Source organism: Mycobacterium sp. TH-M103 (genome assembly GCF_057473785.1).
On the sequence record NZ_JBYCLG010000353.1, the window covers coordinates 1 to 22,598 of the forward strand.

General features: G+C 71.3%; 23 protein-coding genes and 2 pseudogenes. 3 read left to right on the top strand and 22 right to left on the bottom strand.

What is annotated here, in order from left to right:
- From AC2VOR_RS19600 to AC2VOR_RS19635, 8 genes and pseudogenes are all read right to left on the bottom strand, one after another.
- On the bottom strand, positions 1-660 hold a 660-nt coding region (locus AC2VOR_RS19600; RefSeq protein ID WP_486964348.1), incomplete at its 3' end, for an alpha-hydroxy-acid oxidizing protein.
- 42 nt (positions 661-702) lie between these two features.
- Positions 703-1,566 (bottom strand): siderophore-interacting protein, encoded by an 864-nt coding sequence (locus tag AC2VOR_RS19605; protein WP_369739532.1) that lies wholly within the window; start codon positions 1,564-1,566, stop codon positions 703-705.
- A 32-nt stretch (positions 1,567-1,598) separates the two neighbouring features.
- Positions 1,599-2,768 carry a DNA-processing protein DprA gene (gene dprA / locus AC2VOR_RS19610; RefSeq protein ID WP_369739533.1) on the bottom strand — a complete coding sequence of 390 codons (1,170 nt, stop codon included), beginning with the start codon at positions 2,766-2,768 and terminating at the stop codon, positions 1,599-1,601.
- On the bottom strand, positions 2,765-4,276 hold the full coding sequence (locus AC2VOR_RS19615) for a YifB family Mg chelatase-like AAA ATPase (protein ID WP_369739534.1): 1,512 nt from the start codon (positions 4,274-4,276) through the stop codon (positions 2,765-2,767). Before AC2VOR_RS19615 ends, dprA begins: the two co-directional genes overlap by 4 nt.
- Complete coding sequence (locus AC2VOR_RS19620; RefSeq protein WP_369739535.1) at positions 4,276-4,653, bottom strand: YraN family protein; 378 nt, start codon at positions 4,651-4,653, stop codon at positions 4,276-4,278. Before AC2VOR_RS19620 ends, AC2VOR_RS19615 begins: the two co-directional genes overlap by 1 nt.
- Positions 4,654-4,780: 127 nt before the next feature.
- Entirely contained in the window at positions 4,781-5,602 is an 822-nt protein-coding gene (fdhD, locus tag AC2VOR_RS19625; protein ID WP_369739536.1) for a formate dehydrogenase accessory sulfurtransferase FdhD, read from the bottom strand.
- A complete protein-coding gene (locus AC2VOR_RS19630; RefSeq protein WP_369739537.1) occupies positions 5,590-7,959 on the bottom strand; it encodes an FdhF/YdeP family oxidoreductase in 2,370 nt (789 codons plus the stop codon). Before AC2VOR_RS19630 ends, fdhD begins: the two co-directional genes overlap by 13 nt.
- Before the next feature lie 24 nt (positions 7,960-7,983).
- Positions 7,984-8,311: pseudogene (locus AC2VOR_RS19635) on the bottom strand (epimerase); the annotation flags it as partial.
- 247 nt (positions 8,312-8,558) lie between these two features.
- Here AC2VOR_RS19635 and AC2VOR_RS19640 point away from each other — a divergent pair.
- The gene (locus AC2VOR_RS19640; RefSeq protein ID WP_486964349.1) at positions 8,559-9,311 is read left to right on the top strand and encodes a GAF and ANTAR domain-containing protein; all 753 of its coding nucleotides are present in this window, start codon (positions 8,559-8,561) and stop codon (positions 9,309-9,311) included.
- Between the two features lie 20 nt (positions 9,312-9,331).
- Here the strand turns inward: AC2VOR_RS19640 and AC2VOR_RS19645 are convergent, their stop codons facing one another.
- The 4 genes from AC2VOR_RS19645 to rplS are packed head-to-tail and all read right to left on the bottom strand — an operon-like array spanning position 9,332 to position 11,690.
- On the bottom strand, positions 9,332-9,637 hold the full coding sequence (locus AC2VOR_RS19645) for a DUF2469 domain-containing protein (protein ID WP_076122808.1): 306 nt from the start codon (positions 9,635-9,637) through the stop codon (positions 9,332-9,334).
- Entirely contained in the window at positions 9,634-10,413 is a 780-nt protein-coding gene (locus tag AC2VOR_RS19650; RefSeq protein WP_369739538.1) for a ribonuclease HII, read from the bottom strand. Before AC2VOR_RS19650 ends, AC2VOR_RS19645 begins: the two co-directional genes overlap by 4 nt.
- A 2-nt stretch (positions 10,414-10,415) precedes the next feature.
- Positions 10,416-11,291, bottom strand: a complete 876-nt coding sequence (gene lepB / locus AC2VOR_RS19655; RefSeq protein WP_369739539.1) for a signal peptidase I — start codon at positions 11,289-11,291, stop codon at positions 10,416-10,418.
- Between the two features lie 57 nt (positions 11,292-11,348).
- A complete protein-coding gene (gene rplS, locus AC2VOR_RS19660) occupies positions 11,349-11,690 on the bottom strand; it encodes a 50S ribosomal protein L19 (RefSeq protein ID WP_369739540.1) in 342 nt (113 codons plus the stop codon).
- Positions 11,691-11,935: 245 nt separating this feature from the next.
- Here rplS and AC2VOR_RS19665 point away from each other — a divergent pair, with 245 nt between their 5' ends.
- A complete protein-coding gene (locus AC2VOR_RS19665; RefSeq protein WP_369739541.1) occupies positions 11,936-12,910 on the top strand; it encodes a serine hydrolase in 975 nt (324 codons plus the stop codon).
- Here AC2VOR_RS19665 and trmD read toward each other — a convergent pair.
- The 5 genes from trmD to AC2VOR_RS19690 form a co-directional block, all read right to left on the bottom strand.
- Positions 12,907-13,602, bottom strand: a complete 696-nt coding sequence (gene trmD / locus AC2VOR_RS19670) for a tRNA (guanosine(37)-N1)-methyltransferase TrmD (RefSeq protein ID WP_486964350.1) — start codon at positions 13,600-13,602, stop codon at positions 12,907-12,909. The genes AC2VOR_RS19665 and trmD overlap by 4 nt on opposite strands.
- A complete protein-coding gene (gene rimM, locus AC2VOR_RS19675) occupies positions 13,599-14,132 on the bottom strand; it encodes a ribosome maturation factor RimM (RefSeq protein WP_369739543.1) in 534 nt (177 codons plus the stop codon). The genes trmD and rimM overlap by 4 nt, the downstream gene beginning before the upstream one ends.
- A 19-nt stretch (positions 14,133-14,151) precedes the next feature.
- Complete coding sequence (locus AC2VOR_RS19680; protein ID WP_369739544.1) at positions 14,152-14,394, bottom strand: RNA-binding protein; 243 nt, start codon at positions 14,392-14,394, stop codon at positions 14,152-14,154.
- Between the two features lie 5 nt (positions 14,395-14,399).
- Positions 14,400-14,888 (bottom strand): 30S ribosomal protein S16, encoded by a 489-nt coding sequence (gene rpsP, locus AC2VOR_RS19685; RefSeq protein WP_369739545.1) that lies wholly within the window; start codon positions 14,886-14,888, stop codon positions 14,400-14,402.
- A gap of 179 nt (positions 14,889-15,067) precedes the next feature.
- Entirely contained in the window at positions 15,068-15,487 is a 420-nt protein-coding gene (locus AC2VOR_RS19690) for a nuclear transport factor 2 family protein (RefSeq protein ID WP_369739546.1), read from the bottom strand.
- Positions 15,488-15,544: 57 nt separating this feature from the next.
- On the opposite strand from AC2VOR_RS19690, the gene AC2VOR_RS19695 reads away from it, so the two are divergent.
- On the top strand, positions 15,545-16,429 hold the full coding sequence (locus AC2VOR_RS19695; protein WP_369739547.1) for a D-alanyl-D-alanine carboxypeptidase family protein: 885 nt from the start codon (positions 15,545-15,547) through the stop codon (positions 16,427-16,429).
- An 11-nt stretch (positions 16,430-16,440) separates the two neighbouring features.
- Here the strand turns inward: AC2VOR_RS19695 and AC2VOR_RS19700 are convergent, their stop codons facing one another.
- From AC2VOR_RS19700 to AC2VOR_RS19720, 5 genes and pseudogenes are all read right to left on the bottom strand, one after another.
- Positions 16,441-17,037 (bottom strand): TetR/AcrR family transcriptional regulator, encoded by a 597-nt coding sequence (locus tag AC2VOR_RS19700; RefSeq protein WP_369739548.1) that lies wholly within the window; start codon positions 17,035-17,037, stop codon positions 16,441-16,443.
- Between the two features lies 1 nt (position 17,038).
- Positions 17,039-18,874, bottom strand: coding sequence for an N-acyl-D-amino-acid deacylase family protein (locus AC2VOR_RS19705; RefSeq protein WP_369739549.1), 1,836 nt, complete (start codon positions 18,872-18,874; stop codon positions 17,039-17,041).
- A 71-nt stretch (positions 18,875-18,945) separates the two neighbouring features.
- A complete protein-coding gene (locus AC2VOR_RS19710; protein WP_486964351.1) occupies positions 18,946-20,634 on the bottom strand; it encodes a serine/threonine-protein kinase in 1,689 nt (562 codons plus the stop codon).
- A gap of 9 nt (positions 20,635-20,643) precedes the next feature.
- Positions 20,644-21,762 carry a metal-dependent hydrolase family protein gene (locus AC2VOR_RS19715; RefSeq protein WP_369739551.1) on the bottom strand — a complete coding sequence of 373 codons (1,119 nt, stop codon included), beginning with the start codon at positions 21,760-21,762 and terminating at the stop codon, positions 20,644-20,646.
- Positions 21,763-21,769: 7 nt separating this feature from the next.
- Positions 21,770-22,598: pseudogene (locus tag AC2VOR_RS19720) on the bottom strand (signal recognition particle protein); the annotation flags it as partial.

The following is a 22,598-nucleotide window of genomic DNA, read 5'->3' on the forward strand; positions in this document are numbered from 1 at the left end:
GCGTGCCAGGCCCGCCCGGAAGACGGGGTCGCTGGTGTAGTTGGCCAGGCAGTGGCCGCGCAGCTGCGGGAAGTTCGAGGTGCTCAGGTCGCGGGGGCGCCAACCGGTGACCCAAGTGTCGAGGGTGACGACGATGCCCTTGAAACCGGCGGCCTCGGCGCGCCGCACCAGGCTGGCGGCCAGCTCCCGGTCGGTCGGCGTGTACAGCTGGAAGAACCCGGGCGTGTCGCCGAGCGCGGCGGCGACGTCTTCCATCGGGTCGACCGACAGCGTCGAGGCCACCATGGGCACGCCGGTGCGGGCGGCCGCGCGGGCGGTGGCCAGGTCGCCGTGACCGTCCTGGGCGCACAGGCCGATGACGCCGATCGGCGCCATGAACACCGGGCTCGGCAGCGTCATGCCGAACAGTTCGACGCTCAGGTCGCGCTCCTTGGCGTCGACGAACATGCGCGGAACGAGCCCCCACCGGTCGAATGCTTCGCAGTTGACCCGTTGCGTGCGTTCGTTGCCCGCGCCGCCCGCGACGTAGGACCACACCGACGGCGGCAGCGCCGTGGCGGCCTTGGCCTCGAGTTCGGCGAAGGCCATCGGCAGCGGCGGCACCACTCCGGCCAGGCCCCGCAGGTAGATCTCGTTCTGGTAGTCCCCGAAATGTGGCATGCGATGAGAATGCCAGCCGGCGCGGCGGTTGGGCGTGCGGTCCTACCGAACCGCCGCCTGGGCCTCCGCTTCCTTCTGGGCCAGCTCCTTCTTCCACTGGCGGAACGTCTCCTCGGTGCGGCCGCGCCGCCAGTAGCCGGAGATCGACGACGCCCAGCGCGCCTCCACACCACGCTCGTTGCGGATGTAGGGCCGCAGGTTGTGCATGACGGCCTGCGCCTCGCCGTGAATGAAGACGTGCACCTGCCCCGGTAGCCACGGCGTGGTGGTGACCGCCTCGATCAGCGGTGCGTGGTCGCCCGCGCGGTCCTCGGGCACCAGGTCGGCGCGACCGCCGCGGTAGACCCAGCGCACCTCGACGGAGTCCGGTGCGGTCAAGGCGATCTCGTCCTCGGGGTTGGCCACCTCGATGAACGCCTTGCCGACCGCGTCGGGGGGCAGCGCTTCCAGCGCCGCCGCGATAGCCGGCAGCGCGGACTCGTCTCCGGCCAGCAGATGCCAGTCGGCGGCCGGGTCGGGTGTGTAGGCGCCGCCGGGGCCCATCAGGTACACCGGCTGCCCCGGTTGCGCCGTGGCCGCCCAGGGGCCGGCCACCCCATGCTCGCCGTGCACGACGATGTCGACCGCGATCTGCTGGTTCGCGGCGTCGACGCGGCGGACCGTCATGGTCCGCACCGCCGGCTTCCGCTCGGGCGGCAGGTCGGCGAAGCTGTCCAGCGTCAACGGCCGCGGCAGCGCGGCCATGTCGACGTCGTCGGGGACGAAGACCATCTTGACGTAGGTGTCGGTGAACCTGTTGGGCACGAAGGTGCCGAACTCGTTGCTGCCCAGCAGCACCCGAATCATGTGTGGTGCCAGCTGTTGTGTGCTGACGACTTCAAACGTTTGCAGTGGTCGACCCGCCACTTGTCCTCCCGTCCAGACCCGGCCCACGTCGACTATACGAGCCGCGGCGTCCGCCCAGCTCGGGCGGCGTTGGCGCGGACGACTTTCCAGCGACCGTCGGCGCGCTGCACCAGCCCGGCCACCTCCAGGATCGCCAGCGGGCCCAGCACCTGCTCCGGCGGCAGGCCCGACTCCACTGCGATCTGGTCGACCGAGGCGGCCCCGCGCCCCGGCAGCGCTTCGTACACCTGACGCTGCGCCTGGTCGAGCCCGTCCAGGGCGGTGCCCGGGCGCGGCTGCTCGGGCGCCAACTCGCCGACGCGGCCGACCAACTCGACGATGTCCTCGGCGCGGGTGACCAGTTCCGCGCCCTGGCGCAGCAACAAGTGACAACCCGCCGACGCCGACGAGGTCACGGGCCCGGGCACGGCGCCCACCACCCGGCCCAGGGCGCGCGCCCAGGCGGCCGTGTTCGCCGCCCCGCTGCGCAGCCCGGCCTCCACCACCACGGACGCCCCCGCGACCGCGGCGACCAGGCGGTTGCGGGTCAGGAACCGGTGCCGGGCGGGGCGGACACCGGGCGGGTATTCGCTGAACAACATCCCGTGCCGGCCGATGCGGTGCAGCAACGCCGAATGGCCGGCCGGGTACGCGACGTCCAGCCCGCTGGCGAGGATGGCCACCGTGACGCCGTCGCAGCTCAGCGCCGCCCGGTGCGCCGCGCCGTCGATGCCGTAGGCGCCGCCGGAGACGACCGCGACGTCGCGTTCGGCCAGGCCGGCCGCGAGGTCGGCCGTCACCTGCTCGCCGTATGCGGTCGAGGCCCGGGTGCCGACCACGGCGGCCGCACGTTCGCTCACCTCGTCCAGGCGCGCCGGGCCCTGCGCCCACAACACCAGCGGTGGGCTGCCGCCGGGCCGTGCACCGGGCCGAGCGCCGAACGCCGCGAAGGCCAGCACCGGCCACTCGTCGGTGTCCGGCGTGATCAGTCGCCCGCCGCGGGCGGCGAGCAGGTCGAGATCGGCCGCGGCCCGGTCGACTTCCCGGCGCGCCGCGGTGTGCCGCGCCAGGTCGTCGCCGACCAGCCCGCGCCGGACCCGGTCGGCGGCCTCCACCGGGCCGACGGCGTGCACCAGGGCGGCGAGTTCGGGGCAGGGCGGCTCGGCCACCCGCGACAGGTAGGCCCAGGCCAGGGCCGTGGGGTCGGCGGCCGGGGCCGTCATCGCCGCGCCCCCATCTGCCGGAAGCTGAGCGCCGCGGCGACTTCGTCGAGCCCGGGCAGGTCCCGGCCGGCCAGGTCGGCCAGGCTCCACGCGACCCGCAGGGTGCGATCCACACCGCGGATGCTGAGCAACCCGCGGTCCACCGCGCTGCGCAGCGGCTCCATCGCTTGGCTGCCGAGCCGGAACTTGCGCCGCAGCAGCGGCCCGCTGACCTCGGCATTGGTGCGGAACCCGTGGGGCCGCCACCGCGCGGCGGCCGCCTCGCGGGCCGCTGCCACCCGCCGGCGGACCCGCTCGGTCGGTTCACCGTCGGTGGCCGAGAACGCGCCGGCCCGTACCGGATTCATCTGTACCCGCAGGTCCACGCGATCCATCAGGGGCCCGGACAGTTTGCCCAGGTAGCGCCGTTTGGTCGCCGCCGCGCAGATGCAGTCCTGCGGGTCCGCCGGCGCGCACGGACACGGGTTCGCGGCCAGCACGAGCTGGAAGCGGGCCGGGTAGCAGGCCACCCCGTCGCGCCGGGCGAGCCGGATCTGCCCGTCCTCCAACGGGGTTCGCAACGACTCCAGCGCGGCGACGCTGATCTCGGCGCATTCGTCCAGAAACAGCACCCCGCGGTGGGCCCGGCTGACGGCGCCCGGGCGGGCCATTCCCGAGCCGCCACCGACCAACGCGGCGACGCTGGAGCTGTGATGCGGCGCCACGAAGGGCGGTCTGGTGATCAAGGGCGTGTCCGACGACAGCAGGCCGGCCACCGAGTGGATCGCGGTGACCTCCAGCGACTCGCTGTCCGACAGCGTCGGCAGCAACCCCGGGAGGCGTTGCGCCAGCATCGTTTTTCCGACGCCCGGCGGCCCGGTCAGCATCAGGTGGTGCGCGCCCGCAGCCGCGACTTCGACCGCGTAGCGCGCCTGCGCCTGCCCCACCACGTCGGCGAGGTCGGCCGAGGGCTCCGAATCCGTGGCGACCGCCGTGATCCGCTCGCTCAGGGGGGCGGACCCCGACAGCCAGCTCCGCAGCTGTCTCAGGGAGCGCACGCCCCAGACGTCGACGCCGTCGACCAGGCTGGCCTCAGCCAGGTTGTCGACGGGGACCACGACGGCCGGCCAGCCCTCGCGCTTGGCGGCCAGCACGGCGGGTAGCACGCCGCGCACCGGGCGGACCCGCCCGTCCAGCGACAGCTCGCCCAGCAGGAGCGTCTTCTCCAGGCGTTCCCACGGGGTTTTCCGCTGCGCCGAGAGCACCGCGGCCGCCAAGGCGATGTCGTAGACCGATCCCATCTTGGGCAATGTCGCCGGCGACAGCGCGAGCGTGAGCCGGGCCTGGGGCCAGTTGTTGGTGCAGTTGGTGACCGCCGCACGGACCCGGTTGCGGGACTCCTGCAGCGCGGCGTCGGGCAGCCCCACCAGGTGCACCCCCGGCAGGCCGGAGGAGATGTCGGCCTCGATCTCCACGATCTCGCCGTCGAGCCCGCGCACGGCGACCGAGAACGCCCGTCCCAGCGCCATCAGCCGATCCCCCGCAGGTGGGTGATCTCCGGGGTGCGGTGCCGCCCGACCCGCACGCCGATCACGTCGATGCGCACGGCGGCCCAGCGCACGTCCTGGCCGGCCAACCACAGCCCGGCAAGCCGGCGCAGACGCCGGACCTTGCCCGGGGTGACGGCGTTCGGCAGCCCACCGTAGCCGTCGCCGGTGCGGGTTTTCACCTCGACGAACACCACCGCGCGGGCGGCGTCGTCGGCGGCGATCACGTCGAGTTCGCCGTAGCGGCACCGCCAGTTGCGGTCCACGATCCGAAATCCCATCCGGGTCAAGTGGTCCACGGCGAGCGCCTCGCCCATCGCGCCCAACTCCACCCGGGTCATCGTCTTTTCTGTCGTCACGCCTGCCACTCTGGGCGGCGGCCCCGACACCGCGCACCGCCGCGGGCGCGAGATCCTCGGTCGAAGGGCCGGTTATCCCCAGTCGCGCGCGTATCCACAACCGCGCCCGCCGCAGAGCGGCGAACGGTCAGGCGATCCGGTCGGCGCGGGTGTAGACGTTCATCGAGTCGCCGCGCAGAAACGCCACGAGGGTGATCCCGGACTCCTCGGCCAGCGAGACCGCCAGCGACGACGGCGCGGACACCGCGGCCAGCACGGGGATGCCGGCCATCACGGCCTTCTGGGTCAGCTCGAAGGACGCGCGCCCGCTCACCAGCAGCACCGACGCCGCCAGCGGCACCCGCTCGCGCTCCAGCGCCCAGCCGATGACCTTGTCGACCGCGTTGTGCCGTCCGACGTCCTCCCGCACGGCCAACACGGCGCCCTCGGCGGAGAACAGCGCCGCGGCGTGCAGCCCGCCGGTGCTGTGGAATACCTTCTGCGCGGCCCTCAGTTGGCGGGGCATCGCCCGCAGCGTGGCCGCCGCGACGGTGGCGCCGTCGGCACCGGGATGGAAGCGGCTGCTCAGCCGCACCGCCTCCAGCGACGCCTTGCCACAGACCCCGCACGACGAGGTCGTGTAGAAGTTGCGCGTCACATCGAGGTCGGGCAGCGCGACGCCGCGCGCCAGGGTGACCTCGAGCACGTTGTAGCTGTTGGCGCCGTCATCGTCGCGGCCACCGCAGTAGCGAATGCTGTGCACGTCCCCGCGTCGGGCGATCACTCCCTCGGTGAGCAGGAACCCCTGCGCGAGTTCGACGTCCGCGCCGGGCGTGCGCATCGTCACCGTGATCGCCGAGCCGTTGACGCGGATCTCCAACGGCTCCTCGACGACCAGCGTGTCCGACCGGGTGGTCGACGTGTCGGCGGTGAGGCGCTGGACCCGCCAACGCGCGGTTACGCGCCCCACCGGGTGCCGTCGCCGACGCCGAGAGCCACCGGGGACGAGGCCGGCTCCACCCTGATGACGATCGCCTTCGATACCGGCGTGTTCGACTTGGCGGCGACGTGATCAAGTGCGACAAGCGGATTCGTTTCCGGATAATATGCCGCGGCATTGCCGACCGGGGTCGAATAGGAAATCACCAAGAAATCTTTGGCGCGCCGCTCCTGCAGACGGCCATCGGCATCGCTCCACTCCGACACCAGGTCGACGCGCTCGCCCGCCTTCAGACCCAACGCCTCGATGTCGGCCGGGTTCACGAACACCACACGCCGTCCACCCTTCACCCCTCGATAACGGTCGTCGAGCCCGTAGATCGTGGTGTTGTACTGGTCGTGACTGCGCAGCGTTTGCAGCACCAGCCGGCCCGGCGGCACCGGCACCCATTGCAGCGGATTGACGGCGAAGTTGGCTTTGCCCGTGCCGGTGTGGAATTCGCGCGAGTCGCGGGGTGGATGGGGCAACTGGAATCCGTCCGGCCGGCGCACCTTGCGGTTGTAGTCGGCACAGCCGGGGACCACCGCGGCGATGGCATCGCGAATGGTGTCGTAGTCGGCCGCGAAACGCTCCCACGGCACCGGATGCGCCGCGCCGAGCAGAGTGCGCGCCAGCTGGCAGACGATTTCGACCTCGCTGCGCACCTGGTCGCTGGGCGGGTGCAGGCTGCCTCGCGACAGATGCACCATTGACATCGAATCCTCAACCGAGACAACCTGTTTGCGCCCTCCGCGGATGTCGCGGTCGGTGCGACCAAGCGTGGGCAGGATCAGCGCCGTCGCGCCGTGCACGAGATGGCTGCGGTTGAGCTTGGTCGCAATCTGAACGGTCAGCGCGCAACTGCGCAAGGCCGCCTCGGTGACGGCGGTGTCGGGGGTGGCCGACGCGAAATTGCCACCCATGCCCATGAACACCGTGACCCGCCCGTCGCGCATGGCGCGGATCGCCGCCACGGTGTCATAGCCGTGCTTGCGGGGGGTGGCGATGCGGAATTCGCGGTCCAGCGAAGCGAGGAACGGCTCGGGCATCTTCTCCCAGATCCCCATCGTGCGGTCGCCCTGCACGTTGGAATGGCCGCGCACCGGGCACACCCCCGCGCCCGGCTTGCCGATCATGCCGCGCAGCAGCAGCAGGTTGGTGGCCTCGCCGATGGTGGCCACGGCGTGGCTGTGCTGGGTCAAGCCCATGGCCCAGCAGACGACCGTGCGCTGCGATGCCCTAAGCATCGCGGCAACACGCTCCAGTTGCTGCCGCTCGATGCCGGTGGCGGCCAGCGCGGTGCCGATGTCGACCCCGAGGGTCTGGCGCCGATACTCGTCGAAGCCGGCGCAATACCGGTCGACGAATTCCCGGTCGACGACGGTCCCGGGGGCCCGCCCCTCGGCCTCGAGCAACAGCTTGCCCAGCCCGGCGAACAGCGCCATGTCCCCGCCGATACGGATCTGCACGAACTCGTCAGCCACCGGGATGCCATGCCCGGCGAGCCCGTTCAGCTTCTGCGGGTCCCTGAACCGGATCAAGCCGGCCTCAGGTAGGGGATTTATCGCGATGATCTTGGCGCCGTGGGACTTTGCTTTCTCCAGCACCGACAGCATGCGCGGGTGGTTGGTGCCGGGGTTCTGCCCGGCGACGATGATCAGATCGGCATGCTCGACGTCGTCGACGGTGACGGACCCCTTTCCGATGCCGATCGACTCCGTCAGCGCCGCGCCCGAGGATTCGTGGCACATGTTCGAGCAATCGGGCAGATTGTTCGTGCCGAAGCAGCGGACCATCAACTGGTAGCAGAACGCGGCCTCGTTGCTGGTGCGACCCGACGTATAGAACACCGCGGCATCCGGGCTATCCAACGCGTTGAGCTGATCGGCGATCAGCCGGTAGGCGGCGTCCCAGCCGATCGGCCGGTAGTGATCATCGCCGGGCCGCAGCACCATCGGATGGGTGATGCGGCCTTGCTGGGACAGCCAGTATTCGGGCTTCGCCGACAGCTCTGCCACCGAGTGCCGGGCGAAGAATTCCGGCGTCACCGTGCGCCTGGTGGCCTCCTCCGCCACGGCCTTGGCACCGTTCTCGCAGAATTCGGCCAGCTTGCGTCCGCCACGCCCCTCGGGCCAGGCGCAACCGGGGCAGTCGAATCCCTTGCGCTGATTGAGCCGGGCCAGCACCGCCGCGGTCCGCAGCGCGCCCATCTGCTCCCACCCGCGCTGCAGGGACACGATGACCGCTCGGAGGCCCGCCGCCTCACGTTTGCGTGTCGTAACCGTTATCGCGTCTTCGTCGTAGCCGGCAGGGAAGCCGCGAGACGCGGCCCCGAGCTTGTAACCCACCGGATCAAACTACATCGGCGTGCCTCACAGCGCCGAGGCCAGCGCCGCCAGGGCCTCGGCCGAGGAATGCAGCGGCCGCCAGCCCAGCGCCGTCTTGGCCTTCGTCGTGTCCATCACTACCGAGGTCCGTGCGACGTGCAGCCATTCCAGCAGGGACGGGACGAACGACGCCTTCGCGCGCCGCCTTTTGCGCGGAGTAGTAGTGCTCGGGAGAGCCGCGCGGCGCGCCGTCCTCGATGAGCGGGACGGGGTTGTCGCCGTGGTAGCCGTAGGCCGCCACCGACGAGGTGTAGACCAGCCGCCGTGGCTGCGAGGCGGCGACCGTGGCCTCGAAGACGTTGCGGGTGCCTTCCCATGTGCGTTGTCCTGCCCTGCCGGGGAGCAGCCAAAACAAGTACCCCGATTGCGACCGACAGGACCGGCTCCGGGCCGTAGGCTTGCGGCGCAGCGCCGCAGCCGCGGCACTCGCTGTGACCCGGCGAATCGCTGACAGTCCGGCAACCCCAGCACGGGGCACGTGCGGCTCGTTGCCGACCGATAATCTATGGCCACGGGGCGGGCCCGGCTACGCTCGGACACCGCCGTGAGGGAGGCACAACGTGGTAGACGACTTGAACACCGGCCCGGCCGGCCCACCGCCCGGCGGAGAGAAGGCCGATCCGGCGACGGTCTTCTCGGCTCTCGCCGAGATCATCTATCAGGGCTCGGATCCCGGTGAGATGTACTCGGCGATCTGCGTGGCCGCGACGCTGACGGTGCGCGGCTGCGACCACGCCAGCCTGATGCTGCGCGAGAACGGGCAGTATGTCACCGTCGGCGCCAGCGACCGGCTCGCGCACTCGATCGACGCGCTGGAACGGCGCGTCGGGGACGGCCCCTGCATCGATGCGATCGAGGAGGAAACCCCCCAGATCGACACCGACCTCACCTCCCCGTCGCTGTGGCCGAAACTGGCGGCGGTCCTCGTCGAGGAGACACCGGTCCGCGGAGCGATGGGGTTTCGCCTGCTGGTCGACAAGCGCAAGGCCGCGGCCCTCAACCTGTTCAGCGACACCCCCAACCTGTTCGACGCCGAGTCGGCCGGTGCGGCCGCGGTGCTGGCGTCGTTCGCCAGCGTGGCCATCAACGCCGTGGCCAAGGGAGAAGACGCCGCGAGCCTGCGGCGAGGCCTGCTCAGCAACCGGGAGATCGGGAAGGCGGTCGGCATGCTGATGTTGCTGCACGACATGAGCGAGGACCAAGCCTTCGACCTGCTGCGCCGCCATTCGCAGAGCCTCAACATCAAGCTCGCCGACGTGGCGCGGGCGGTCATCGAGAGGCGGGGCCATCTGCCCCCCGAAGGCGAGGGCTAGCGCGGGGCCGAACGGGCCGGCTATTCGGGCAGCCGCAACTCCGGCTTCTCGACCTCTTCGATGTTGACGTCCTTGAAAGTGACCACGCGCACCTGCTTGACGAACCGCGCCGGCCGGTACATGTCCCACACCCACGCGTCGGACAGGCGCAACTCGAAGTACACCTCGCCGTCGGCGTTGCGGGGCATCATCTCCACGCTGTTGGCCAGGTAGAAACGCCGCTCCGTTTCGACGACGTAGCTGAACTGACCGACGATGTCCTTGTACTCGCGGTACAGCGAGAGCTCCATCTCGGTTTCGTACTTTTCGAGATCCTCTGCACTCATCTGTCACTCACCTGGTCAAGACGTCCTTCTCGTTGCGAACTGGTCCCATCTTTCCTCAACGGTATGCGCCACGGCGCGTCCGGAGGGTTCGGATCGCAATCCGCCACCACCCGGCTCTGCGAGCCGATCGCCACGCGACGGACGTTGATGAAGGAATGGCGGTGCTCGGGGCACGGGCCCAGCCGGGCCAGCGCCGTGCGGTGCGCGGGCGTGCTGTAGCCCTTGTGGTCGGCGAAACCGTAACCGGGGTGGTCGGCGTCCACCGCGACCATCAGCCGGTCGCGGCTGACCTTGGCCAGCACGCTGGCCGCGGCGATGCAGGCCGCGGCCGCGTCCCCAGCGATCACCGGCAGCGACGGCATGGGCAGGCCGGGCACCCGGAAGCCGTCGCTGAGCACATAACCGGGACGCACCGTAAGGCCGGCCACCGCGCGGCGCATTCCCTCGATGTTGGCGACGTGCACGCCGCGCCGGTCCACCTCGGCCGACGGGATGAACACCACGTGGTAGGCCAACGCGTAGCGCTGGATCAGGGGAAACAGCCGCTCCCGCACCTTCTCGGTCAGCTTCTTCGAGTCGTCCAGGGCGGCAAGGCTTTCCAGCTTTCCCGGGCCGAGCACGCAGGCCGCCACCACCAGGGGGCCCGCGCAGGCGCCGCGGCCCACCTCGTCCACCCCGGCCACCGGGCCCAGACCGCTGCGGTACAGCGCGGACTCCAGGGTCCGCAGACCCCCGGACTTGCGGATCACCGTCCGCGGCGGCCAGGTCGTGGCCACGGCTACCGATTCTGCTGCGGGTTCACCGAGTCCACGACGCCCCAGCGCCCCGGCGGCCAAACGATGAACCTGGCCTTGCCGATGACGTTGGAGACCGGCACGGTGCCCGACATCGGGTCGCCGGTGCACAGGATGCCCTTCAGCGCGTCGGTCGGGGTGCTCGCGCAGTGGGCCCGCGAGTCCGCCGAGTGCGTCCGGTTGTCGCCCATCACCCACAGGCGCCCCGCGGGCACGGTGACCGGCCCGAACTCGGGCCCCAGACAGGGGTAGACGGCGGGATTGGCCATCATGGTCGCCGGGTCCAGGTACGGCTCGAAAAGCCGCTTGCCGTTGACCGTCAACCCCGTGTCGGCCCGGCACTGCACCGTCTGCCCGCCGACCGCGATCACCCGCTTGACCAAGTCGTTCTCGTCGGGGGGCACGAAGCCGACGAAGGACAGCGCGTTCTGGGCCCAGCGCAGCGCGGTGTTGTTGGATCGGATCGACTTGTACCCGACGTTCCACGCCGGCGGTCCTTTGAAGACGACGACGTCGCCGGGTCGTGGGGCGGCGAAGTCGTAGGTCACCTTGTCCACCATGATCCGGTCGCCGACACAGCCGGGGCATCCGTGCAGGGTGGGCTCCATCGACTCCGACGGAATCAGGTAGGGCCGCGCCACGAACGTCAGCATGACGTAGTAGAGCACCACAGCGATGACCGCGAGAATCGCGAACTCGCGCAGGGCGGACCGCTTGGTGCGCTTGGGCTCTGGCACCTCCGGGGCTTCGCCCTCCGCGGCGGCCGCGTCGTCGGCCGCGCCGGGGTCGCACGTGGAAACCTTCGGCTCTGAGGGACCGGCGTCGGGCCGGGGCTCGGATGAGTCCGTGCTATCGGTCACGAGACCAGCGTAGCCAGGTCGGTTGGCGCCCTGGTGAACCGCCGGGCCGGTGCGCCGTCAGCGCTTCTCCTTGATCTTGGCCTTCTTGCCGCGGAGCTCACGCAAGTAGTACAGCTTGGCGCGGCGGACATCGCCCCGGGTCACCACCTCGATGTGGTCGATGGTCGGTGAGTGCACCGGAAACGTGCGCTCGACGCCGACGCCGTAGCTTTCCTTGCGCACGGTGAAGGTCTCGCTGACGCCCCCGCCCTGCCGGCGGATGACCACGCCCTTGAACACCTGGATACGCTCCTTGGCGCCTTCGATGACCTTGACGTGCACGTTGATGGTGTCGCCCGGACCGAAGGCCGGGATGTCGTCGCGTAGCGACGCCTGGTCGACGAAGTCCAGCCTGTTCATGCGAAAGACACTTCCTTGCAGTCGCGGCTCCCGGCCGCCCGCACGCGGGCGCCAAGCGGTCACCGAGCCGATGGGTTCGAGCGTTCCAATTCGTCTCGCAGCAGGCGGGAAGCGGCCCGGCCGGCCGGCGACCGCTGGAGACAACTGGTCAATTGTGCCAGACACCTGCCATGCAGTGAAAATCACAGGGAATCACCGCGCCGTACCGCGAGCCAACAGCGCAGGTCAGTGGTAGATATGACGGCATGCGACGACGATCCCTGACGCTGCCGGCCGCCCTCGCGGCGGCGACGTTGGTGATCGCGACGGCCTGCCTGACCCAGCTGCGCACACAGGTGCAGGCGAAGGTGTACGACGCCGCGCTCGCCCCCGCGTCCAACCCGGTGGCGCCCCCGTCGCCGCAGCAGCTGGCCGATCTGTTCGCGGGGACCGGCGCGCCGCACCCACCCGAGCGGGCGCTGCCCACCGCCGAGTTCGGCCTGCTGCAGGCGCGGATGCAGCAGGCGACCGACGAGGCCGCCGCCGCGGGCGCCGCGCTGTCGGTCGCGGTCCTGGACCGCGTCACCAACCGCCTCGTCTCCAACGGCAACGGCCAGATCCCCGGGACGGCGTCGGTGGCCAAGCTCTTCATCGCCGACGACCTGCTGTTGCAGGAGGCCTCGGGCAGGACCGCGCTGGCCCCCGACGACCGCCAGGCCGTGGACCTGATGCTGCAGTCCTCCGACGACGGGGCGGCCGAGCGGTTCTGGGGTCAGGACGGCGGCAACGCCATCATCACCGAGGTGGCGGCCCGGTACGGGCTGGGCTCGACCACGCCGCCACCCGACGGCCGCTGGTGGAACACGATCAGTTCGGTGACCGACCTGATCCGCTACTACCAAAAGCTGCTCGACGGCTCCGGCGGGCTGCCCGCCGAGCGGGCGAAGATGATCGTCGACGACCTGGGCCGCTCCACGCCCAACGGCGTAGACGGCTACCCGCAGCGGTTCGGCATCCCCGATGGCCTCTACGCCGAGCCGGTGGCGGTCAAGCAGGGCTGGATGTGCTGCATCGGCGCCGACTGGATGCACCTGTCGACCGGGCTCGTCGGCCCCGACCACCGCTACATCATGGTGGTGCAGTCGCTGCAGCCCTCCGACGACGCGACCGCCCGCGAGACGATAACCCGGGCGGTCAGGACGATGTTCCCCGACGGCCGGATCGGCCCCGCACTCGACTAGTCGCCCGGCGGGCACAGGTCCGGGCGGCGTTCGCGGGTCCGGCGCAGGGAGACCCCCCGGCGCCAGGCGGCCACCCGGGCGTGGTCCCCGGACAGCAGCACCTCGGGGACGTCGAGCCCCCGCCAGCTGGGTGGGCGGGTGTAGCTGGGACCCTCCAGCAGCCGGTCCAGGCCGGGCGAGTGCGAATCGTCCCGGTGCGAGTCGGGGTTGCCCAGGACGCCGGGTAGCAACCGCAGCACCGCCTCGATGATCACGACCGCCGCCGACTCCCCGCCCGGCAGCACGTAGTCGCCGATCGAGACCTCCGCGACCCGCATGCGGCGGGCGGCGTCCTCGACGACCCGCTGGTCGATGCCCTCGTAGCGGCCGCAGGCGAACGCCAGGTGCGCCTCGGCGCTCCAGCGCTGGGCGGTGGCCTGGGTGAACAGCGCACCGGCGGGCGTGGGCACCACCAACAGCGTCTCGCCGGAACAGATCTCGTCCAGCGCCTCTCCCCACACCGGAGCCCGCATCACCATCCCGGGGCCCCCGCCGTAGGGCGCGTCGTCGACCGAGCGGTGCACGTCGTGCGTCCAGCGCCGCAGGTCGTGTACGCGCAGGTCCACCACACCCGACTCGATCGCCTTGCCCGGCAACGACTGCCGCAGCGGGTCCAGGTAGGCCGGGAAGATCGTGACGACGTCGATTCTCATGCCAGATCTAAAAGACCCTCGGGCGGATCGATCTCGACGACGCCGTCCGGCAACGACACCGACGTGACGATCGCGCCGACGAACGGCACCAGCACCTCCCCGCCGTCGGGCGGGCGCACCGCGAGCAACTCACCGGCCGCGGTGTGCAGCACCTCGACGACGACGCCGACGTGGGCACCCGTCGTGGTGCGCACGCGCAGGCCTTCGAGCTGGTGGTCGTAGTAGGTGTCCGGTTCGTCGACCGGGTCGATCGGCGGCAGATCGGCGGAGTCGACGACGAACAAGCTGCCGCGCAGCGCCTCGGCGGCGTCCCGGTCGGCGACGCCGGCCAGCCGCACCAGCAGCCGCCCGCCGTGCTCGCGCGCGCTGTCCACGACGTAGCTGCGCTCCGGTGCGCCGCCGCGGGCGTCTCTGGCGCGCAACGCGGTGCCCGGGGCGAACCGGGCGGCGGGGTCGTCGGTGCGGACCTCGACGACCACCTCGCCGCCGATGCCGTGCGCCTTGACCACGCGCCCGACGGTCAACTCCAACGGAGTTCCATGCGCGCTGCTACTGGTCGGTGTCCACGACGTCGACGCGGATGCCGCGACCGCCGATGCCGGCGACCAGCGTGCGCAGCGCGGTCGCGGTGCGACCGCCGCGACCGATCACCTTGCCCAGGTCGTCGGGGTGGACGTGGACCTCGACGGTGCGCCCGCGCCGGCTGGTCACCATGTCCACCCGGACGTCGTCCGGGTTGTCGACGATCCCGCGGACCAGGTGCTCGACTGCGTCGACGACGACGGTGCCCACGCCGGTCAGCTTTCCGCGGCGGGCGAGGCCGGCTCGGGCTGCTCGCCTTCGGCAGGCGCCTCGGCAGGCGTCTCTGCGGCGGCCTCGGCCTTGGCCGCCGTCTTGGCGGGGGCCTTCTTCTTGGGCTTGGCGGCCTCGGTGGTCGGGCCGCCCTCGGCCTCGGCCAGCGCGGCGTTGAACAGCTCCAGCTTGCTGGGCTTGGGTGGCTTGACCTTCAGGGTGCCCTCGGCGCCCGGGAGGCCCTTGAACTTCTGCCAGTCGCCGGTGATCTTGAGCAGCTTGAGGACCGGCTCGGTGGGCTGGGCGCCGACCGACAGCCAGTACTGCGCGCGCTCGGAGTCGATCTCGATCAGGCTCGGCTCCTCCTTCGGGTGGTAGCGGCCGATGACCTCGATCGAACGGCCGTCGCGCCGCGTGCGGGCGTCGGCGACGGCGATGCGGTACTGGGGGTTGCGGATCTTTCCAAGCCGGGTGAGCTTGATCTTGACAGCCATGTGTTACGCGCTCCTGTGTGTGTCACGCTGCAATTCGGCGATCGGGGCGGAATGCCCCGATCCGGTTTTGCCTCGCGTGTGCGACCCGCGCCCGAGCACCGAATCGAGGTGGGTCGCACGAGGGACAGCCGCCCATTGTGCCAGAGCGGGAGCCGCCACCGGAAATCCGCCTGACCGGCTCACATGACTTTCTGAAAGACCTTCGTCTCGACGCGGCGGCTCATCCGCCAGCCGTCAGGGGTGCGGGCGAACTCGTCGTCGTACCAGAGCCCGCAGAACAGCACCTGGTCGCTCTCGCCGCCCAGCACCATCGGGTTGAAGCAGATCACCCGCGACGAAGCGGTGTCACCGTCGATGCGGACCGAGAAGTTGCCGAGCATGTGCGCGTACACCGGGAAGTTCGGCAGCACCTCCGAGAGCCACTTCTTCACCTCGGGGAAGCGGCCGTCGATCCCGCCGAGCGCCCGGTAGTCGATGTAGGCGTCCGGGGTGAAAACCCGGTCCAGGTCGTCGAAGCGCCGGTTGTCGATGGCGGTGGAGTAGTCCACCAGAAGCTGTTGGATCTCGAGGCGGTCGGAGATCTCGGCCAGGCTCAGCATGCATCGCACAGTACTGAACGTGGGCGCCCGACGAGCCGGAAGTTAGACTCTGCGGCCATGCGGAAGCTCATCGCCGCACTCGCCGCGGCGCTCGTGATCGGTGCCGGCGGGGTCGATGCGGTCGGCGCCCCGGCGGCCCGCGCCGACAGCATGCAGCCGGTCGGCTCGGTGCCGATCCCCGACGGCCCGGCCCAGACCTGGATCGTGGCCGACCTCGACAGCGGTGAGGTGCTCGCCGGCCGCGACCAGGATGTGCAACACCCACCCGCGAGCACCATCAAGGTGCTGTTGGCGCTGGTGGCGCTCGACCAGGTGAGCCTGGACTCGACCGTGGTCGCCGACGCCGCCGACGCCGACGTCGAATGCAGCTGTGTGGGCATCAAACCGGGCCGCAGCTACACCGCACGCCAGCTGCTGGACGCCATCCTGCTGGTGTCGGGCAACGATGCGGCCAACACGCTGGCGCACCTGATGGGCGGCGCCGACGCAACCGTCGCCGCGATGAACGCCAAGGCCGCCTCCCTGGGGGCGACGAGCACGCACGCGTCGACGCCGTCCGGCCTGGACGGGCCCGGCGGGTCCGGCGCGACCACCGCGCACGACCTGGCCGTCATCTTCCGCGCCGCCCTGGCCAACCCGGTGTTCGCGCAGATCACCGCCGAACCGTCGGCGATGTTCCCCGGCGATCACGGCGAGCGACCGATCGTCAACCGCGACGAGCTGCTGCAGCGCTACCCCGGCGCGATCGGTGGCAAGACGGGCTTCACCAACGCGGCCCGCAAGACGTTCGTCGGCGCCGCCGCCCGCGGCGGGCGGCGGCTGGTGATCGCGATGATGTACGGGCTGGTCCACGAGGGCGGCCCGACGTATTGGGATCAGGCCGCCAACCTGCTGGATTGGGGTTTCGCGCTGAACCCGGAGACGGGCATCGGCTCGCTGTAGCCACCGCGTGCTTACTGGCCGGGCAGCGCCGCGGTGAGCAGGGCCGCGAGGACCGCGACCCGGCGCTCCGCGATGTCCGGCTGCGGCAGCACCCCCTCGACCACGGTGGCCCCGTCGAACACGTTGGTCATCAGCGCCACCACGACCGGGAACGTGTCCTGCGGGAAGCTCTCGGCGCCGGGCAGCGCCCGGGCGGCGTCGTGAATCTTGGCCCGGTACTGGCCGAGCTCGTGTTGCAGCGTCTCCCGGAGCTTTTCGTCGGTGCGGGCGGCGACCAACAGCTCGTAGAGCACCGCGTTGGTGGGGCTGGCGGTGAGGTCCCGCAGGATCGTCAGCGCCGCTTCCAGCGCGGGCCGGTCGGCGGGGATTTCGGCGACGCGCTTGGTGAAGGTTTCCAGCTGGCGGCGCAGCACCTCGGACGCCGTGGCGGCCATGAAGTCGCCCATCGTCTCGAAGTGGCGGAACAGGGCCCCGACGGACACCCCGGCGCGTTTGGTGATCACCGCCGCCGACGCGCGGGCATAGCCCACCTCGACGATGGTGGCGATGCTCGCCTCGAGGAGTCGCGCGACGGTCTCCTCGCGGCGCTGCTGCTGGGTGCGGGCCACGTCAGGCGCTCACGGCCGGGGACCCGCGCCGCGCGCCCGCCCGCAGGTAGCGGCCCGACCTGACGGTCCGGCCGTAGCCGTCCCTGAACCGGCCTGCCCGGAAGACGACGGCGCCACCCACGCCCGTCGCGACCACGGCGCCGTCGTTGCGGTTGACCATGCGCCGCAGGCCGCCGTAGTGGGGCACCGCCTCCTCGTGGTAGGCGTCGACCGACTCGTCCAGGCCGGCGGGGTCGATCACCACGAAGTCGGCGCGGTCGCCTTCGCGCAGCGTGCCGGCGTCGATGCCGAACCAGTCCGCCAGCTCGCCGGTCAGGCGGTGCACCGCGCCCTGGACGGACAAAAACGGCGCGCCCGCGCGTTCGGCGTCCCGAGTGCGCTTGAGCAGCCGCAGGGCGAAGTTGTAGAAGGCCATGTTGCGCAGGTGTGCGCCGGCGTCGGAGAAGCCCATGTGCAGGCTGGGCTCGGCGGCGAGCTTGTCGAGCTGTCGGGGCCGGTGGTTGGCGACGGTGGTGGTCCAGCGGACGTTGCGCTCGCCGTTGTCGACGAGCACGTCGAGGAAGGCATCGAGCGGGTGCAGCCCGCGTTCGTCGGCGATGGCCCCGAAGCTCTTGCCGATCAACGAGCGGTCGGGGCACTCGACGATCACCGCGTCGTGGAAGTCGCGGTGCCACAACGACGGCCCGAGCTTGCGCCGGTCGAACTCGCGCCGGAACCGGCGGCGATAAGACTGGTCGGCCAGCAGTTCGTTGCGCTGCAACTGGTCGCGCAGGTGCAGGGCCGCGGTCCCGGCACCGAACTCCTCGAACACCGGCAGGTCGATCCCGTCCGAGTACAGCTCGAACGGGACGGGCAGATGCTGGAACCGCACGTCAGAGCCCAGTAGCTTGTTCAGTATCCGGGTGCCCAGACCGAAGGTGTGCGCGGCCAGCGGCATCGACTTGGCGTCGGCCGACACCAGCATGCTCATCCGGACTCCCCTGCCGCGGCCGAAGATCCGGCTGCTCGCCAGGAAGAACAGCAGCCCCGACGCCGGGTTTTTGATGTCGGGGGCGCTCTGCAGCATCCGCCCGCGCCGGCGCAGCACGTCGATCAGCTTGCGCCGTTCCCGCCAGGTCGCGAAGGTCGACGGCAGCGCGCGCGACCGGAACCGGTCGCCGTCGAGCTTGTCGATCGCGGCGTCCATCCCCGACATGCCGAGCATTCCGGCGTCCAGCGCGTCGTCGAGCAACGCCGCCATCTTCTCGAGTTCGGCCGCGGTGGGCTGCGCGCCGGCGTCGGTGGCGCGGTCGAGTCCGAGCACCGCGGCCCGCAGGTCCGAATGCCCGAGCAGGGAGCCGACGTTGGGCCCGAGCGGCAGGGCGTCGATCGCCTCGACGTATTCGGCGGCCGTCGACCAGGTCCGCCGGGACGCCAGGGCGCCGTGGACGTACTCGCGCGGCACCGCCTCGACGCGGCTGAACAGGTCGGCGGCGTCCTCGGAGTCGGCGTACACCGTCGACAACGAGCAGTTGCCCAGCAACACAGTGGTCACACCGTGGCGCACCGACTCGGGCAGGCCGGGGTCCAGCAGCACCTCGGCGTCGTAGTGGGTGTGCACGTCGATGAAGCCGGGTACGACCCACTTGCCCGCCGCGTCGATCACCTCGGGGCAGCCGGTCTCGTCGAGCGGGCCGTCGGCGGGGCCGACCACGGCGACCACCAGGCCGTCGCGAATCCCGAGCGTGCGGGTTCGCGGCGGCCTGCCGGTGCCGTCGAACCACAGGCCGTCGCGGATGATCACGTCGTAGGTCACCGGGGCCTCCAAATTTCGTAAGGGTGCCACCGAACCTAGCATAGATAGCAAGCACTCACAATCTTTTTGGCGGCTCGAACGGTACCCGCCGCACGCCTCGCGGATGGGCCGGCTCAGGGATGGGGCTTGCCCGACGGCACCGCGCCCGGCCCGACGGGCGCCGGCGCCATCCCTTCGGGGCCGGCCGGCCCGGCGGTCGGGTCGGGCACCGTCACCCCCGGCGGCACCCCGCCGTGCGGGCTGGCCACCGCGGGGATGCGGATGACCGCCGAGCGCTGGCCGCATTCGTTGGTCTGCACGGTGAGGGTCTCTTCACCGGCGAAGTCGCCGTGCGCCCGCGGTTGCAGCGTCAACACCAACGTCGCGGTCTGCTTCTGGCGTAATCCGTCCGATCCGATGCACGGGAACCGGATGTCGACCGGCAAGGACTGCCATCGACCGTCCCCGTACGCCAGGAACAGCGGCGCACCGGGTGACACCTCGCGCAGGTGACCGGTGTCGTCCAGCCGGGTGGCGGCCGCGGTGCAGGACTGCGGCGCGCACGACGAGCGGAATGCCCACCAGGTGGTCACGTCCGGGGGTTGCGGGTCGGCGGCGTAGTTGTAGGTCTGCTTCGTGCGTTCGACGTCGATGCTGTACGTGCCGTCCAGCGGAACCGGGACGGCGGGCGGCGAGGTGGCACGGGTCCCGCCGGCCGAGGCCGACGGCGGCGCTGTACGGCCGGCGCCCTGACCCGGGGCCGGTTGGGTCCTGCGCCCGATCACGAGACCCAGCGCGACCAGTCCGGCGACCAGCGCCACCGCCACGACCCGCACTGCGGCCTTGCGTAAGCCGCGCCTGGCCGGCACCGCCCGCGGGGGACGCGCGGGCGGTGCGGCCGGTGCGGCCGCGCCGGAGGGACCGGCCGGTCGCCCGCCCCACGCCCCTGCCGCCGGCCGCGCGCCGCCGTGTGCGTCGTCGGACTCGGGCCAGGCATAGGCGGGATAGTCGGCGACCAGGACCGCTTCCGGACCGCGGTCGCCGGGTGCGAGGCCCGCTTGCGCGTTGGCCGCGACGGCGAAGTCGGCGCACCGCGCGAACCGGTCGGCGGCCCGCGGGGCGAGCGCCCTGGCGAACACCTCGTCGAGGCGGGCCAGCTCCGGGCGCTGCTCGCTGAGCCGCGGCGGCGAGCCGGCCGCCAGCGGCGCACCGGTCAGCAGGTGAAACGCGGTGGCCGCCAGCGCGTACTGGTCGGCGCGCCCGTCGATGTCGGAGCCCGTCAACTGCTCGGGCGACCCGTAGGCCGCCGTCCTGGCGGGCTCCCCGATCGGCACAGCGACGCCGAAGTCGGACAACAGGATCCCGGGCTCGCCCTCGTCCCGGCCGGTCAGGAAGACGTTGGCCGGCTTGACGTTGCGGTGCAGCAGGCCGCGCTGGTGCGCGTAGTCGAGCGCCTCGGCGAGGGCGTTGACCACCGCGAGCGCCTCGCCGACCGGCGACACCGCGGGAAACCGGCCGGCCATCAGCTGCGCGGCGTTGACGCCGTCGACGTAGTCCATGGCGACCCAGAGCTGTCCCTCGAACTCGCCACGGTCGTTCACGCGCACGATGTGCGGGTGATAGAGGCTCGCGGCGATCGGGGTCTCGGCGTGAAACCGGCGGCGCAGTTCGCCGTCGCCCGACAGCGCCGGCGACAGCACCTTGAGCGCCTGCCAACGCGACGATCGAGGATCCTGGGCCAGATACACCGTGCCGGTCGCTCCGGAGCCCAGCCTCCGAGCCACGATGTATCCGGCGAATGTCGCGCCGCTGGGCAACGCCATCGTCAGATCCTATTCCCTCGCCGGACGCGACGCGCGCCCGGCCTCCGCGGCGACCCCGGCACGAAACGCGTTGCCGCGCAGTATCACAAGGTCCGGCGCAGCGAGTACATCGGGCCCTAGCCGAGGGTCGCGCGAGTAGCACAGCAGGTCGGCCGGCGCCCCGTGCTCGAGGCCGGGCCTGCCCAGCCAGCGGCGGGCGTCCCAGCACGCCGCGCCCAGCGCCTCGGTCGGGCTCATGCCGATGCGCGTGAGGGCCTCGACCTCGTCGCCGATGCGGCCGTGGGCGACCATGCTGCCCGCGTCGGTGCCGGCATACACCGGCACCCCCGCCTCCCGCGCGGCCGCGATCCGCTCGTAGCCGCGGGCATAAAGGTCGCGCATGTGCGCGGCGTAGGTCGGATACCGCGTCGCGGCATCGGCGATCCCGGGGAAGTTCTCGAGGTTGATCAGCGTGGGCACCAGCGCCGTGCCGTGCTCGAGCATCAGGGCGATGTTGTCGTCGGTGAGGCCGGTGCCGTGCTCGATGCAGTCGATGCCGGCGTTGATCAGGCCCGGCAGCGCGTCCTCGCTGAAGACGTGGGCGGTGACGCGGGCGCCGTGGGCGTGCGCGGCGTCGATCGCGGCCCGCAGCACGTCCTCGGACCACAGCGGCGCGAGGTCGCCGACGCCGCGGTCGATCCAGTCGCCGACCAGCTTGATCCAGCCGTCGCCGCGGGCGGCCTCCTCGGCGACGGCCGCCGGCAGCTGCGACTCGTCCTCGAGCTCGACGGCGAAGCCGGCGATATAACGCTTGGGCCGGGCCAGGTGCCTGCCGGCCCGGATGATGCGGGGCAGGTCGGCGCGGTCGTCGAGGGTGCGGGTGTCGGTCGGCGAGCCGCAGTCGCGCAACAGCAGCGCCCCGGCGTCGCGTTCGGTCTCGGCCTGGGCGATCGCCTCGTCGAGTTCGATCTCGCCGTGCTTGCCGAGCCCGACGTGGCAGTGCGCGTCCACCAGGCCGGGCAGGATCCAGCCGCCGTCAAAAAAGGTGTCGGCCCCGGCGGCCGGTTCGGTGCTGATGCGGCCGTCGACGACCCACAGTTCGACCTCGGCCTCATCGGGCAGCCCCCGGCCCCGCACGTGCAGGCGCACGAGACGGCTACTTCCTTCCTGGGTTGCCCGGGAACTTCAGCTTGGACAGGTCGAAATCGGCCAGTCCGGGCGGGAGCTCGTTGAGGCCGTCGGGCATCTGCGACAGATCCGGAAATCCCGCCGGCATTCCCGGCATGCCCGCCCCGAACGGGCTCTTCGCCTTGGGCGGCGTGGGGCCGCGCGCCCCCTTCTTGCCCTTCTTGCCGGCCTTGCCCTTGGCCTGTTTGCTCTTTCGCGTCGCGGACTTGCGGCCCATGCCGGGGATGCCCATGCCGCCGAGCATCGACGACATCATCTTGCGAGCCTCGAAGAAGCGGTCGACCAGCTGGTTGACCTCGGCGACCGTCACACCCGAGCCGTTGGCGATGCGCAGCCGCCGGGACGCGTTGATGATCTTCGGGTCCGCGCGCTCCTGCGGCGTCATCCCGCGGATGATGGCCTGCAGCCGGTCGAGTTGCGTGTCGTCGACGGCGGCCAGGGCGTCCTTCATCTGGCCGGCGCCCGGCAGCATGCCCAGCAGGTTGCCGATCGGCCCCATCTTGCGGATGGCCAGCATCTGTTCCAGGAAGTCCTCGAGGGTCAGCTCGCCGGTGCCGATCTTGGCGGCGGCCGCCTCGGCCTGCTCGGCGTCGAAGACCTGCTCGGCCTGTTCGATCAGGCTCAGCACGTCGCCCATGCCCAGGATGCGGCTGGCCATCCGGTCGGGGTGGAAGACGTCGAAGTCCTCGAGCTTCTCCCCAGTGGAGGCGAACAGGATCGGCACCCCGGTCACCTCGCGGACCGACAACGCGGCGCCACCGCGGGCGTCGCCGTCGAGCTTGGTCAGCACCACGCCG